Here is a 13,655-nt window from a genome sequence, read left to right as displayed (position 1 = left end):
CCGGGCGTCAGGACGCGGTGAACCGCTCCAGGGCCTCCACCACCAGGGCGTGATCCGCGACCTGGGGGAGGCCTGAGACGGTCACCGTGCCGACGACGCCCACGCCCTCGACCCCGATCGGGAACGCGCCACCATGGGCCGCGTACCGGTCGGGGTCGAGGCGCGAGGAGTCCTCGAACGTCGTGCCCTTGGCCCGGAACCGGCTGCCCACCAGGTACGACGAGCAGCCGTACCGCTCGACGACGCGGCGCTTGCGGTCGATCCAGGCGTCGTTGTCCGGCGAGGAGCCGGGCAGCGCCGCGTGGAAGAGCTGCTGGCCGCCGCGCCGGATGTCGATCGCCACGGGCGCCGCGCGCTCGCGCGCGAGCTCCACCAGGAGGCAGCCGAGCGCCCAGGCGTCCTCGTGGGTGAAGCGCGGCAGCACGAGGCGGCGCTCCTGCTCCTCGATCTCCTCGACGGAGGGGGCCTTCGGCCCGGCCGGTCGCGTCGTCACAGCGTCACCGCCACGCCCTCGCGGGCCGAGCGGCGCGCGGCCTCCAGGACGTCGAGGGCCGCGGCGGCCTCGTGCGCGGTGACCGGGTTGTCGCCCTCGCCGCGCAGGGCGGCGGCCACGGCCGCGTAGTACGCGGGGTAGTCGCCGGGCAGCGTGGGCTCGGGGCGGCCGCCGCCGGTCAGCGGGGACTCGCCGGAGCCGACCCGGCCCCACATGCACTCGGGCTCCGCGCCCCAGGGGCCTTCGGCCGCATCGTCGCCGGGGCGTCTACCCTCGCGCAGGGCGGCCTCCTGCGGGTCCAGGCCGTACTTCACATAGCCCGCGGCCGAGCCGAGGACGCGGAAGCGCGGGCCGAGCTGGGCCGCGGTCGCGCTCACGTACAGGTGGGAGCGGACGCCGCCGGTGTGCGTGATGGCGATGAAGGTGTCGTCGTCGGCCCGCGCGCCCGGGCGGCGGACGTCCGCCTCGGCGTACACGCGCGCCGCCGGGCCGAAGAGCACCAGGGCCTGGTCGACGACGTGGCTCCCCAGGTCGTACAGGAGCCCGCCGATCTCCTCGGGGTCGCCGGACTCGCGCCAGCCGCCCTTGGGCTGCGGGCGCCAGCGCTCGAAGCGGGACTCGAAGCGCCAGACGTCGCCCAGCTCACCGGCCGCGAGCAGCTTGCGCAGCGTACGGAAGTCGTTGTCCCAGCGGCGGTTCTGGAAGACGGACAGGAGCAGGCCGCGCTCGTCGGCGAGCGCCGCGAGGTCCTGGGCGTCGGCCGCGGTGCCCGCGAGCGGCTTGTCCACGACGACCGGCAGGCCCGCCTTGAGCGCCGCGGTCGCGAGCGGTACGTGCGTCTTGTTCGGCGACGCGATCACGACGAGGTCGAGCTCGTCGGCGCGGTCCAGAAGCTCGTCCGCGGATGCGGCCGTCCGGCTGCCGTACGCCGTGGTCGCCTCGGCCTGGCGCTCGGGGTTCGACGTGACGACCGTGTCGAGCGTGAGGCCGTCGGTGGCGGCGATCAGCGGGGCGTGGAAGACGGAGCCCGCGAGGCCGTACCCGATGAGGCCGACGCGGAGGTCGTTCTTGCCTTCAGTCATGACCTCCACTTTGGCAACGCTGTTGCCAAAGTGCAAGCGACGGCGACAATGGAGGGGTGAACAGGGCTGACTCCGGTACGACCGGTCCGACGGGGGCGAATCTGCGGGCGCTGCGCGGGCACAACGCGGCGGTCGTGCTCGAACTGCTGCGGGGCGCGGGCGGCGAGGGCGTCAGCCGTCTTGAGCTCGCGGCGCGGGCGGGGCTCACGCCGCAGGCCGTCAGCAAGATCGTGGCGCGCCTCCGGGGGGAGGGCCTGGTCGCCGACGCGGGGCGGCGGGCCTCCACCGGCGGGAAGCCCGCGACGGCGCTGCGGCTCGTGCCGGAGGCGGGGGGTGCGGTGGGCGTGCATCTGGAGCGGGACGCGCTGGTCGCCGTCCTGGTGGACCTGGCCGGGGCGGTGGTGGCCGAGCGGCGGGCGGGGGTGGACTTCTCGGCGGGGGCCGATGCCGTGGTGGACCTGGTCGCCCGGGAGGCGCGGGCGCTGGTCGCGGGGGCGCCGTCCGCCGTGCTCGGCGTGGGGGTGGCCCTGCCGGGGCCGCTCGACCACGTGCGGGGGGTGCTGCACCGGGTCACCGGGTTCCCCGGGTGGGACGGGTATCCCCTGCGGGAGGTCCTCGCGGAGCGGCTCGGGCTCGCCGTGGTGGTGGACAAGGACACGAACGCCGCCGCGCTGGGGATCGCCCTGGCCCAGGGCGCGGAGTCGTTCGCGTATCTGCACCTGGGGACGGGGCTCGGCGCGGGCCTCGTGCTCGGGGGCGGTCTCTACCGTGGCGCGCGCACCGGGGCGGGGGAGTTCGGGCACCAGGTGGTGCTGCTCGACGGGCCCGTGTGCGAGTGCGGTGACCGGGGGTGCCTGGAGGCGCTGTGCCTCGCGGCCGTGGCGCGGGGCGACCTCGGCGGGGCGGCCCGCCTGCTCGGCGTCGGCGCGGGCAATCTGGTCTCGCTCCTGGACATCGACCTCGTGCTGCTCGGCGGGCGGACCGTGGCGGGGGCCGAGGACCTGTTCGTACGGGGAGTCGGCGAGGTCGTGGCCGCGCGTTCCCGGCGCGCGGGTGCACGCGCGCGTGTGGGCGTGGCGAGCGCGCCGGGCGGTGAGCGCGGCGTGGCGGAGGGGGCGGCGCAGTTGGTGCTCGCCCCGCTGTTCGGCCGGGCGGAGGTGGCCCTGCCCGCGCGGCGGACCGGCTGAGGCGCGGTGGGATCGGCTGTTCGAGGGGAATTCCGGGGGCGGTCGGCCGCAAGGAGTGGCGACGGCGGGGCGGGGGCGCGCGGCCGTGGCAGGGTCGGCCACGGCCTGTTGCCTCCCGGCGGGGCAACAGGGCACGTCCCGGCGCGAGTTCGACGCGCCCCGCCCGCCCGCGCTCAGCAAAGGTCCCGCATGCGACTCCGCTGCCGCCTGGCCGCAGGCGTCACCGCCGTGGCCGCCGCCCTGGTGCCCGCCGCGGCCGAGGCCGCCGCCCCGCACCCCGGGCACCGCGCCGCCTGCTCCGCCCCGGCCTCCGCCGCCTTCCCCGTCCGCGCCCGCCTGGGGAAGGGCCCGGACGTCTACTACGCGGGCGGCGGCTACGGACGCTGGTCCCTCAGGCTCGTGAACACCACGGGCGGCAGCTGCGAGCACATCCACCCCGTCGTCGTACTCGTCGACCACAAGGGGAAGCTGCGGCCGGGGCAGGCGCAGCTGGAGTTCCGCGCCGGGGGCCGCTGGCGGGCGGTCGCGTTGGAGGGGGCGGGGCGGGGGGAGAACGTCGGGGTCCTCGACGACGGGACCGGCGGGTTCACCGTCAGGCCCGGTGAGCCGGTGAGCGTGCCGGTGCGGCTCGCCTTCACGTCCGACGCCGGGTCGGACCGCGTCGTGGCGAGCGCCGCCGTCGTGCAGCGGCGGGGCGGGGACGGGGACTGGGTGGGGGAGTCCGACGACTACCCGTTCGAGGTGGTGGGCGACAGCGGCGCCCGGCCGTCCCCCGCCGAACTAGCGAGAACCGGCCCAAACACCCTCCTGACCCTGACCACCACCGCCACCACCCTCCTCCTCACCGGCACAGCCTTGATGACAGCAGCCCGCCGCCCCCGCTGAGCGGACAGCGCTTGGGGGAGCGCCCCAAAGGGGCACGGGGCCTTCGGGGCAGCGCCCTGAAGGGGCGCGGGGAACGGCGCGCCCAGCCACGACGAACCCGCAGACGACCGACAGCCCACCGGGGCAGCGCCCCAAAGGGGCGCGGGGAACGGCGCGCCCAGCCACAACGATCCCGCAGACGGCCAAAGGCACACGGCGGCAACCCCGGCGGAGCCAGGAGGGCCCAGGCAGGGGCCCGGCCCAGCCGTCCAGCCTGGCCGCACGGCCACCCGTGCGACGATCGCCCCGTGGACCACCAGGAAAACCCCCCAACCGCCCCACCCGCCCAACCGCGCGCCCACGCGCCGGGCGGCCCGGTCCGCTCGGGCATCCCCGAGCACGGCCGCATCCCCAAGTACTACGCGGTCAAGGCGCGCATCGCGGAGCTGATCGAGGAGTTGGGCGTGGGCCGGGCGCTGCCCACGGAGCGGGACCTCGCGGAGCGGTACGAGGTGGCGCGCGAGACCGTGCGGCAGGCCCTGCGCGAGCTGCTGCTCGAAGGCAGGCTGCGCCGCCAGGGGCGCGGCACGGTCGTCGCGGGGCCCAAGCTGGAGCAGCCCCTCTCCCTCGCCAGCTACACCGAGGGCGTGCGCAGGCAGGGCCGCACCCCGGGCCGCACCCTCATCTCCCTCGACCGCTTCCCCTGCCCGGCGGCCCTCGCCGCCGACATCGGGGCCGCGCCGGACGAACCGGTCTGGCACATGGAGCGCGTACTGCTCGCCGACGACGAGCGGGTCGGCCTGGAGAGCACGTACGTCGCGGTGGCGCGGGTGCCGCGGCTCGACGCGGACTTCGACCCCGACTCGTCCTTCTACGCGTATCTGCGCGACGAGCTCGGCATCGCGTTCGGAGATGCCGACGAGCGCATCGAGACGGTGCTCGCGACGCCGCGCGAGGCGCTGCTCATCGGGACGCCGCCCGCGCTGCCGATGCTGCTCCTGCACCGGCTGTCGCGGGACACGGAGGGCGGCCCGCTGGAGCGGGTGCGGACCCTGTACCGGGGGGACCGCTTCTCGTTCACGACGCACCTCGGCTGAGCCCGCGACGCAATCGGGTCCAACTGTCCCTTTCTAGGCCATAGTTGGCCCCGATTGATTACGGAACGATAACGGGTCTAGTCCAAACTTGCTCGGCAGTTCACCCTTTGGTTGCCGCCCGGCCCTCGCCGGGCCACCCGCCGAAAGGAACGTTGCCGTCGTGAGAGTCATCGTCGTAGGAGCAGGCGTGGTCGGCACCATGCACGCCTGGCACGCAGTGGAGCGCGGCCACGAGGTCGTACAGATCGAGCGCGAGAGCGAGGCCCGGGGCGCTTCCTTGCGCAACTTCGGGCAGATATGGGTGAGCGGCCGCGCGGGCGGCGAGGAGCTGGAGACGGCCCTGCGCGCCCGCGAGCTGTGGGAGGGGATCGGCGCCCGCGTCCCGGGCATCGGCTTCCGCGCCAACGGCTCGCTGACCCTGGTGCGCACCGAGCGGGAGCGCGCCGTCGCCGAGGCCGCGCTCGCCCGCCCCGACGCCGCCGCCCGCGGCTACAAGCTGCTCGCCCCCGACGAGGCCCGCGCGCTCAACCCGGCCCTGCGCGGCGACTTCACCGCCGCCCTGTGGTGCGAGCGGGACGCGGCCGTCGAGCCGCGCACCGCGCAGCTGAGGCTGCGCGAGGAGCTCCTGAAGTCCCCGCGCTACACCTTCCTGCCGGGCCGCGAGGTCCGCGACGTCGTCGGCCCCGCCGCCGTACGCGACGACCACGGCGACGTGCACACCGGCGACGCCGTCGTGCTGTGCACCGGCGCCTGGCTCGGCGGCCTCGTCCGCGAGCTCGCGCCGGACCTGCCGGTGCGCCGCGTCCGGCTCCAGATGATGCAGACCGACCCGCTGGGCGAGCCGCTCACCACGTCCGTCGCCGACGCCGACAGCTTCCGCTACTACCCGGCGTACCGCTCCCCGGAGCTCGACGCCCTCAACGCCGGGCAGGAGCAGCCCCCGACGGCCGCCGCGCACAAGATGCAGCTCCTCATGGTGCAGCGCGCCGACGGCGGCCTGACCATCGGCGACACCCACGAGTACGAGCACCCCTTCGCCTTCGACACCGTCGAGGACCCCTACGACCACCTCACCGAGGTCGTCGAGGGCTTCCTCGGGCGCCCGCTGCCCAAGGTCCGGCGGCGCTGGGCGGGGGTGTACGCGCAGTGCGTCGACACCAGCAGGGTCGTGCACCGCGAGCGCGTGGCCGACGGGGTGTGGCTGGTCACCGGGCCCGGCGGGCGCGGCATGACCTGCTCGCCCGCGATCGCCGAGCGGACCGCCGACGAACTGGGATGGTGAGGGAATTGACCACGCACACCAACACGCGCATCAAGCTGGCCGTACTCGACATGGCCGGGACCACCGTCGCCGACGGCGGCCTGGTCGAGCGGGCCTTCGCGGCGGCCGCGGGGGAGCTGGGCGTCGAGCCGGGCTCCGCCGACCACGCGGCGAAGCTCGACTACGTCCGCGCCACCATGGGCGAGTCCAAGATCTCCGTCTTCCGGCACCTGTTCGGCGCCGAGGACCTGGCCCAGCGGGCCAACGCGGCCTTCGAGAAGGCGTACGGAGAGCTGGTCGACGGCGGTCTCATCGCCCCCGTCGACGGAGCCCGCGAGGCCGTCGAGGAACTCAAGGCCGACGGTCTCACCGTGGTCTTGACCACGGGCTTCGCCCGCGTCACCCAGGACGCGATCCTGGCCGCCCTCGGCTGGCGCGACCTGGTGGACCTCACCCTGTGCCCCGCCGACGCGGGCGGGCGCGGGCGCCCCTACCCGGACATGGTGCTCGCCGCGTTCCTGCGCACCGGCGCCGCCGACGCGGTGCGCGAGGTGGCCGTCGCCGGGGACACCGCGTACGACATGCGCAGCGGCACCCGCGCCGGGGCCGGGATCGTCGCGGGCGTCCGCACCGGCGCCCACGACGAGGCGGCCCTGCGCGGCGCCGGGGCCACGCACGTGCTGCCCTCGGTCGTGGAACTGCCCGCCCTGATCCGGGACTTCGGGTCATGAGCAGCGGCATACGGTTCGACTCGGTGTCGGTCGCGTACGGCGGCAACGTCGTCCTCGACTCGCTCGACCTGACCGTCGAGCCCGGCGAGGTCATGGCGCTGCTCGGGCCCTCCGGGTCCGGCAAGACCACCGCCCTGCGGGCCGTCGCCGGGTTCGTGACACCAGCCGCCGGGCGGGTGTTCATCGGCGACCGCGACGTGACGGGCCTGCCGCCGCACCGGCGCGGCATCGGCATGGTCGTCCAGCAGTACGCGCTGTTCCCGCACCTGCGGGTCGAGGAGAACGTGGCGTTCGGCCTCCGGGCGCAGAAGGCCCCCAAGGCGGAGATCCCGGCGCGCGTCGCCGACGCCCTGGAGCTGGTCGGGATGGCCGCGTACGCCAAGCGGTACCCGCGCGAGCTGTCCGGCGGCCAGCAGCAGCGCGTCGCCATCGCCCGCGCCCTCGCCATCCGGCCCGGGGTGCTCCTCCTCGACGAGCCGCTGTCCGCGCTCGACGCGCAGCTGCGCTCCGGCATGCTCGCCGAACTCGCCCGGCTGCACCGCGAGTTGCCGGACGTCTCCATCCTGTACGTCACCCACGACCAGGTCGAGGCGCTCACCCTCGCCGACCGGATCGCCGTCATGGACCGGGCCCGGCTGCGGGACGTGGGCACGCCGCAGGAGCTGTACCGGCGCCCGCGCACCGAGTTCACGGCCTCCTTCGTGGGCAACGCGAACCTCCTGACGGTGTCCGTGGGCGAGGGCGCGGTGTCCCTCGGGGCGGCCGAGGTGAAGGTCGCCACCGACGGGGTGGCGGCCGGGGCCACGGCCACGCTGTGCGTGCGGCCGCACCTGGTGGGCCTCGGGCCCGGGCCCAACGCGCTCACCGGCAGCGTCACGGAGGTGCAGTGGCGGGGGGCCACGCACCGGCTGTACGTCGACGTGGACGGGCACGTGGTGAAGGCCGATGTGCGGGAGCTGCGGGTGCCCCCTGGGCTGGGGGAACAGGTCACGCTGCACTTCGCGCCCGAGGACGCGGTGCTGCTTGCCGCAGGGGTGAACGGTGATGGGTGACCTTACGCCGGGCCTCGTCAAAAGCGGGGCGGCACCTAGGGCTGTGCCCACCCGTCCCGCCCTGCGGGACGATTGCCCACAGCGGGTACGCCGAGTGCCCGCCTTCGTCTGGGTGTTGCCGCCCATCGCTCTGCTCGGGCTCGTCTTTCTTTATCCGCTCGGCCTCGTCGTCAAGCAGTCCGTGGAGCCCGACACCGGCGGGACCTCGCTCAAGCCGTACTCCGACGTGTTCGCCTCCGCGTCCTTCCGGGACGCCCTTGGCACCACCGTGTGGCTGGCCGTGGGGGCGACCGTCGGGTGTCTGGTGCTCGGGTTCGTGCTCGCGCTCGTCATCGCCTTCGTACCCTTCCCGGGCGGGAAGGCCGTCGCCAAGTTCATCGACGTCTTCCTGTCCTTCCCGTCCTTCCTCATCACCCTCGCGCTGCTCTTCATCTACGGCACCAAGGGCATGGCCAACGGGCTGTGGACGGACGCGACCGGGAGCGGCGGCGACGGGCCCTTCCAGTTCCTGACCACGCCGTGGGGCGTGCTGCTCGCGGAGATCACGTACTTCACGCCGTTCGTGATGCGGCCGCTGCTCGCCGCCTTCTCGCAGCTCGACACCGCGCAGCTGGAGGTGGCCTCCAGCCTCGGCGCGCGGCCCGCGCGGATCGTGCGGAAGGTGATCCTGCCGGAGGCGCTGCCCGCGCTCGCGGCGGGCGGCAGCCTCGTCCTGGTGATGTGCCTGAACGAGTTCGGAATCGTCCTGTTCACCGGGGCGAAGGGCGTCACGACCCTGCCGACGCTCGTCTACGGCAAGGCGATGCTCGAGTCCGACTACCCGGCGGCCTGCGTCGTCGCCGTCGTCAACATCGCGATCTCCGTGGGCCTCTACGGCCTGTACCGGGTGGTGAGCCGTCGTGCTGGTGCATAGCCGCAAGGGCAAGTGGACGCTGTGGGCGGTGTTCGCCGTCCTGTTCCTGCCGGTGTTCGCGCTGCCGCTCGCCGTCATCGTCACGGCCTCGTTCGCGGGCCACTGGTCGGGGGCGTTCCCGTCCGCGTTCACCACCGAGCACTACGCGGCGGCGACCCGGGGCGAGTCCCTCCAGGCCCTCACCACCAGCCTGCTCACCGCGCTCGGCGCGAGCGTCGCCGCGCTCGCCGCGGGCACCTGGGCGGCGCTCGCGGCGGCCCGCCTCCGCAAGCCCGGCAAGCGGGTCGTCGACGCGCTGTTCATGCTGCCCGTCGCCGTGCCGTCCGTCGTCGTCGGGCTCGCCGTGCTCGTCGCCTTCAGCAAGCCGCCGGTGATCCTCAACGGCACGTCCACGATCGTCGTCCTCGCGCACGCGATCCTCGTCACGGCGTTCGCCTACCAGTCGGTCTCGGCCGCCGTCGTGCGTCTCGACCCGGCGTACGAGCAGGCCGCGGCGTCCCTGGGCGCCCGGCCCGGGTACGTCCTGTGGCGGGTGAAGCTGCCGCTGCTCCTGCCCTCCCTGACGGCCGCCGCGGGCCTGTGCTTCGCCCTGTCCATGGGCGAGCTCAGCGCCACGATGATGCTCTACCCGCCGGACTGGACGCCCCTGCCCGTACGGATCTACGCGGCCACCGACCGGGGCGCCGCCTTCACCGGGGCGGCCCTCGCCGTGGTCCTCATGGGCGCCACCCTGCTCGTCCTCTTCGCGGTGTCCCGCGTCCGCACCCGCGCCTCCTACCGCTGACCGTCCCCTGTATCCCGCACGCCTCGTCAAGGAGCACGACACGCCATGCGTACCGTCACCCCCGTCCGCGCGCTCGCCGCCCTCGGCGGCTGCGCCCTGCTCGCCACCGCCCTCACCGCCTGCGGCGGCGACTCCGCCGCCTCCGACGCCAAGGTCGTCACCGTCTACAGCGCCGACGGCCTCAAGGGCGAGAACGGCGACGGCTGGTACGACCAGGTCTTCAAGGACTTCGAGAACAAGACCGGCATCGAGGTCAAGTACGTCGAGGGCGGCTCCGGCGAGATGGTGCAGCGCGCCGTCCGCGAGAAGTCCAACACCCAGGCCGACGTCCTCGTCACCCTGCCCCCGTTCATCCAGCAGGCCGACGACAAGGGCCTGTTGCAGGCGTACTCCCCCCAGGGCGCCGAGCAGGTCGACGGCGCGAACAAGGCGTCCGACGGCAAGTGGACCACCGTCGTGAACAACTACTTCGGCTTCATCTACAACAAGAAGGAGCTGAAGGGCGCCAAGACGCCCAGGACCTGGGACGAGCTGACCGACGGCGCGTACAAGAACAAGATCCAGTACTCCACGCCGGGCGTCGCGGGCGACGGCACCGCCGTGCTCATCAAGGCCATGCACGACTTCGGCGGCAAGGAGCCCGCCATGAAGTACCTGGGCAGGCTCCAGTCCAACAACGTCGGCCCGTCCGCCTCCACCGGCAAGCTCGCCCCCAAGGTCGACAAGGGCGAGCTGCTCGTCGCCAACGGCGACGTCCAGATGAACTACGCCCAGGCCAAGGACATGCCCAACCTCGGCATCTGGTTCCCGGCCAAGAAGGGCGCGAAGCCCACCACCTTCGCGCTGCCGTACGCCGCGGGCCTCGTCACCAAGGCCCCGCACAGCGCCAACGCCAAGAAGTTCCTCGACTACCTCCTCAGCCGCACCGCCCAGCGGCAGGTCAGCGAGATCGGCGGCGGCTTCGCGGCCCGCAAGGACGTCAAGGCCACCGACGCCAACGCCATCGCCCTGGAGAAACTCCTGCACGGCGTGGAGGTCTTCGAGCCGGACTGGGCAGACATCTCCGAGAACCTCACGTCGTACGTCGAGGACTGGAAGTCCGCCACCGGCAGCTGACCCCCACCACCACCCCCCTCTCCCCCCAACGCCCCTGTGCCACCAGGGGCGTTGGTGTGTCCTGCCCTTCCCGCTCCCCCTGGAGGAATCGTGTCCCACGGCATCCGCCGCCGCTCGCTCCTCGTCTCCGCCGCCGCCCTCGCCACCGCCGCGGGCCCCCTGTCGGGCCTCGCCCGCGCGGCCGCGGCCCGCACCCCCAAGGTCCTGGTCATCGGCCTCGACGGCACGCTCCTCAGCCGCGTCAAGGACGCCGACGCGCCCCGCCTGAAGTCCCTGATGGCCCGCGGCCTCACCGCCCCCAGCAGCATCTACGCCAAGCCGCTCGCGCCCACCATGTCGGGGCCCGGCTGGGCCACGCTGCTCACCGGCGTCTGGCCGGACAAGCACAAGGTCGTGGGCAACGACTTCGCGGGCCACGACCTCGCCCGCTACCCCGACTTCATGACGCGCGCCGAGGCCGCCAAGCCCGCCCTGCGCACCTACGCCGTGTCCTCCTGGGCGCCCCTCACCGAGACGATCTTCTCGGCGAAGGTCGACACGCGCGTCTCGACGCCGTCCGACGAGTACGACGAGGGCACCACGAAGCGCGCCGTCGCCGCCCTCGCGGACAAGGACCCCGACGCCGTCTTCGTCCAGCTCGACAACATCGACCACGCCGGGCACACCAGCGGCGCGGCCAGCCGCGCCTACCTCGACGCCATCCACGGAGCCGACGCCCAGGTCGGCCGCATCCTCGACGCCGTCGCCGCCCGCCCGGCGCACGGCGACGAGGACTGGCTGGTCATGGTCACCGCCGACCACGGCCACGCCGACGCGGGCGGCCACGGCGGCTCCAGCAGGGCCGAGCGGCAGACCTTCCTCATCGCCGTCGGGGACGGGCTCACCGCCGGTTCCGTACGGCACGACGTGCGCATGCCCGACGTCGCCGTCAGCGCCCTCGCCCACCTCGGCGTCCCCGTCGACCCGGCCTGGGGCCTCGACGGCCGCCCGGTGCAGCAGCCGCGCCCCGACGCCTTCGACACGCTGCGCGACCGCCTGAAGCCGCCGGTGGACGAGACCGGCATCGGCTCCGGCGTCCTCGGCTTCACCCACACCCCGCCCGAGGGCTGGAGCGTCGACAACACGCGGATGGGCGGCGGGGGCGTCACCGAGTGGCGCGGCTGGGCCTTCACCACGGACGAGTTCTGGACGCGGACGGAGCGCGACCAGCAGCGCGAACTCAACCTCAGGGCCCGGAACGTGTTCGCCGTCGCCGACGGCGACGAGTGGTCCGACAAGCCCGTCACCGGCACCTTCGACTCCACCCTGATCAGCCCCGCGTACGAGGTCACCGGCGGCGCCCCGGCGACCCTCACGTACACGACGTACTACCGTCACGAGGCCCCGCAGCAGGGCCAGGTGCTCGTCTCCTACGACGGCGGCGCCCCCGCCGTCGTGAAGACGTACGCCGCCGACACCCCGTCCACTGTCGAGACCATCCGGCTCCAGGTCCCGGCCGGGGCCCGGACCGCGCAGGTCCGCTTCCGCTACACCGGCGGCAACAACTGGTACTGGGTGATCGACGGGGTCGGGATCAAGCCTTCCTGATTAGGCTGGGGGCGTCGGCACAGCGTGGTTCCGACGCCCCACCCGCCACCTTGGTTTCACGCAGACCCGCAGGAGTGCACCCCATGGCAGAGCGCAAGCCCATCGAATCGTGGCTCACCGACATGGACGGGGTGCTCATCCACGAGGGCGTGCCGATCCCCGGCGCCGACTCCTTCGTCAAGAAGCTCCGCGAGTCCGGCAAGCCGTTCCTCGTGCTCACCAACAACTCCATCTACACCGCCCGCGACCTCCAGGCCCGGCTGACCCGCATGGGCCTGGAGGTGCCCGTCGAGAACATCTGGACCTCGGCCCTCGCCACGGCGAAGTTCCTCGACGACCAGCGGCCCGGCGGCACGGCGTACGTGATCGGCGAGGCGGGCCTGACGACCGCCCTGCACGACATCGGCTACGTCCTGACCGACCACGACCCGGACTACGTGGTCCTCGGCGAGACCCGCACCTACTCCTTCGAGGCCATGACCAAGGCCGTGCGGCTCATCAACGACGGCGCGCGCTTCATCTGCACCAACCCGGACGAGACCGGCCCCTCCACGGAGGGCCCGCTGCCCGCCACCGGCGCCGTGGCCGCGCTGATCACCAAGGCGACCGGCAAGAAGCCGTACTTCGCGGGGAAGCCGAACCCCCTGATGATGCGGACAGGGCTGAACGCCATCGGCGCGCACTCGGAGACGAGCGCGATGATCGGCGACCGCATGGACACGGACGTCCTCGCTGGCCTTGAGGCGGGGATGGAGACCTTCCTGGTGCTCACCGGCCTCACCTCCCGGGCCGACATCGACCAGTACCCGTTCCGGCCCTCCAAGGTCGTGGACTCCATCGCCGACCTCGTCGACCGGGTGTGAGGCACGGCGGCACCGGGGCACAAACGGGTGTGCTGAACGTGCGGTGACGCCGTGCGCGCGTGAATCTGCTGGTACAGGAGGTTCACGATGCGTATATGTACGCTCGCCGTGCGTGGCGCGGGCGGTCTCGCCCTCGCGGCCGCGCTGGCGGCGGCGCCGGGGACGGCCGTCGCGCACGACCAGGACCAGGTCGAGGCCCGGGTCACGCCCGCCGACGGAAGTCCGGGCGGGCAGGTCGAGGTGCGGGTCTCGGGGTGCCGGGGGACGACCGGCGCCGCCGGGTCCGGGGCGTTCGCGAAGGACGCCGCGCTGACCGGCGGCGGGAAGTCCCTCACCGGCTCCGCCCGGATCAGGGCCGGGATCTCGGGCACGTACGAGATCACCGTGACCTGCGACGGGCACCCGCACCAAGGTGTCGGCACCGTCCGGGTCGGCGGCGCCCAGGCCACCCCGCAGGCGCCCGTGCGGGCCGGTGGCGGCGGTACCGCCGACCTCCAGCCCGTGGCCGCGGTCGCCGAGGAGGCCGGGCCCGGTACGCGGCACGCGGTCGTCGGCCTGGTGCTAGCGGGGGCCGCCGCCGTCGCCGTGGCCCTGCGCAGCGTCCGCCGGCGCCGCTCCGACTGAC

Annotated in this window: 14 protein-coding genes; 12 read left to right on the top strand and 2 right to left on the bottom strand. The window is 73.9% G+C overall.

The window, feature by feature from the left end:
• Positions 1 to 7 precede the first annotated feature (7 nt).
• Together ACIG3E_RS09105 and ACIG3E_RS09100 are read right to left on the bottom strand one after the other, a co-directional pair.
• Positions 8 to 493: a heme-degrading domain-containing protein gene (locus ACIG3E_RS09105; protein ID WP_399613156.1), complete on the bottom strand. Its 486-nt coding sequence runs from the start codon at positions 491 to 493 to the stop codon at positions 8 to 10.
• Positions 490 to 1,575, bottom strand: a complete 1,086-nt coding sequence (locus ACIG3E_RS09100; protein WP_399613153.1) for a Gfo/Idh/MocA family oxidoreductase — start codon at positions 1,573 to 1,575, stop codon at positions 490 to 492. Before ACIG3E_RS09100 ends, ACIG3E_RS09105 begins: the two co-directional genes overlap by 4 nt.
• Before the next feature lie 56 nt (positions 1,576 to 1,631).
• On the opposite strand from ACIG3E_RS09100, the gene ACIG3E_RS09095 reads away from it, so the two are divergent.
• The 12 genes from ACIG3E_RS09095 to ACIG3E_RS09040 all read left to right on the top strand — a co-directional run bounded on the left by ACIG3E_RS09095 (position 1,632) and on the right by ACIG3E_RS09040 (position 13,654).
• Complete coding sequence (locus ACIG3E_RS09095) at positions 1,632 to 2,762, top strand: ROK family protein (RefSeq protein ID WP_399613150.1); 1,131 nt, start codon at positions 1,632 to 1,634, stop codon at positions 2,760 to 2,762.
• Between the two features lie 189 nt (positions 2,763 to 2,951).
• Positions 2,952 to 3,647, top strand: coding sequence for a hypothetical protein (locus ACIG3E_RS09090; protein ID WP_399613147.1), 696 nt, complete (start codon positions 2,952 to 2,954; stop codon positions 3,645 to 3,647).
• A gap of 287 nt (positions 3,648 to 3,934) precedes the next feature.
• Positions 3,935 to 4,723, top strand: coding sequence for a GntR family transcriptional regulator (locus tag ACIG3E_RS09085; RefSeq protein WP_399613144.1), 789 nt, complete (start codon positions 3,935 to 3,937; stop codon positions 4,721 to 4,723).
• Positions 4,724 to 4,883: 160 nt separating this feature from the next.
• On the top strand, positions 4,884 to 6,005 hold the full coding sequence (locus ACIG3E_RS09080) for a TIGR03364 family FAD-dependent oxidoreductase (RefSeq protein WP_399613141.1): 1,122 nt from the start codon (positions 4,884 to 4,886) through the stop codon (positions 6,003 to 6,005).
• A complete protein-coding gene (locus ACIG3E_RS09075; protein WP_399613139.1) occupies positions 5,999 to 6,715 on the top strand; it encodes a phosphonatase-like hydrolase in 717 nt (238 codons plus the stop codon). Before ACIG3E_RS09080 ends, ACIG3E_RS09075 begins: the two co-directional genes overlap by 7 nt.
• Positions 6,712 to 7,767 (top strand): ABC transporter ATP-binding protein, encoded by a 1,056-nt coding sequence (locus tag ACIG3E_RS09070; protein ID WP_399613136.1) that lies wholly within the window; start codon positions 6,712 to 6,714, stop codon positions 7,765 to 7,767. Before ACIG3E_RS09075 ends, ACIG3E_RS09070 begins: the two co-directional genes overlap by 4 nt.
• A complete protein-coding gene (locus tag ACIG3E_RS09065) occupies positions 7,760 to 8,680 on the top strand; it encodes a 2-aminoethylphosphonate ABC transporter permease subunit (RefSeq protein WP_399613134.1) in 921 nt (306 codons plus the stop codon). Before ACIG3E_RS09070 ends, ACIG3E_RS09065 begins: the two co-directional genes overlap by 8 nt.
• The gene (locus ACIG3E_RS09060; protein ID WP_399613131.1) at positions 8,667 to 9,464 is read left to right on the top strand and encodes an ABC transporter permease; all 798 of its coding nucleotides are present in this window, start codon (positions 8,667 to 8,669) and stop codon (positions 9,462 to 9,464) included. Before ACIG3E_RS09065 ends, ACIG3E_RS09060 begins: the two co-directional genes overlap by 14 nt.
• Before the next feature lie 45 nt (positions 9,465 to 9,509).
• Positions 9,510 to 10,580 (top strand): 2-aminoethylphosphonate ABC transporter substrate-binding protein, encoded by a 1,071-nt coding sequence (locus ACIG3E_RS09055; RefSeq protein WP_399613128.1) that lies wholly within the window; start codon positions 9,510 to 9,512, stop codon positions 10,578 to 10,580.
• 90 nt (positions 10,581 to 10,670) lie between these two features.
• The gene (locus ACIG3E_RS09050) at positions 10,671 to 12,167 is read left to right on the top strand and encodes an alkaline phosphatase family protein (RefSeq protein WP_399613126.1); all 1,497 of its coding nucleotides are present in this window, start codon (positions 10,671 to 10,673) and stop codon (positions 12,165 to 12,167) included.
• Between the two features lie 83 nt (positions 12,168 to 12,250).
• Positions 12,251 to 13,030: an HAD-IIA family hydrolase gene (locus ACIG3E_RS09045; protein WP_399613124.1), complete on the top strand. Its 780-nt coding sequence runs from the start codon at positions 12,251 to 12,253 to the stop codon at positions 13,028 to 13,030.
• 87 nt (positions 13,031 to 13,117) lie between these two features.
• Positions 13,118 to 13,654 carry a hypothetical protein gene (locus ACIG3E_RS09040; protein WP_399613122.1) on the top strand — a complete coding sequence of 179 codons (537 nt, stop codon included), beginning with the start codon at positions 13,118 to 13,120 and terminating at the stop codon, positions 13,652 to 13,654.
• Position 13,655 lies beyond the last annotated feature (1 nt).

The organism is Streptomyces sp. NPDC053474 (assembly GCF_044544845.1).
GTDB lineage: Bacteria > Actinomycetota > Actinomycetes > Streptomycetales > Streptomycetaceae > Streptomyces.
This window is presented reverse-complemented; position numbering and strand designations above follow the sequence as displayed.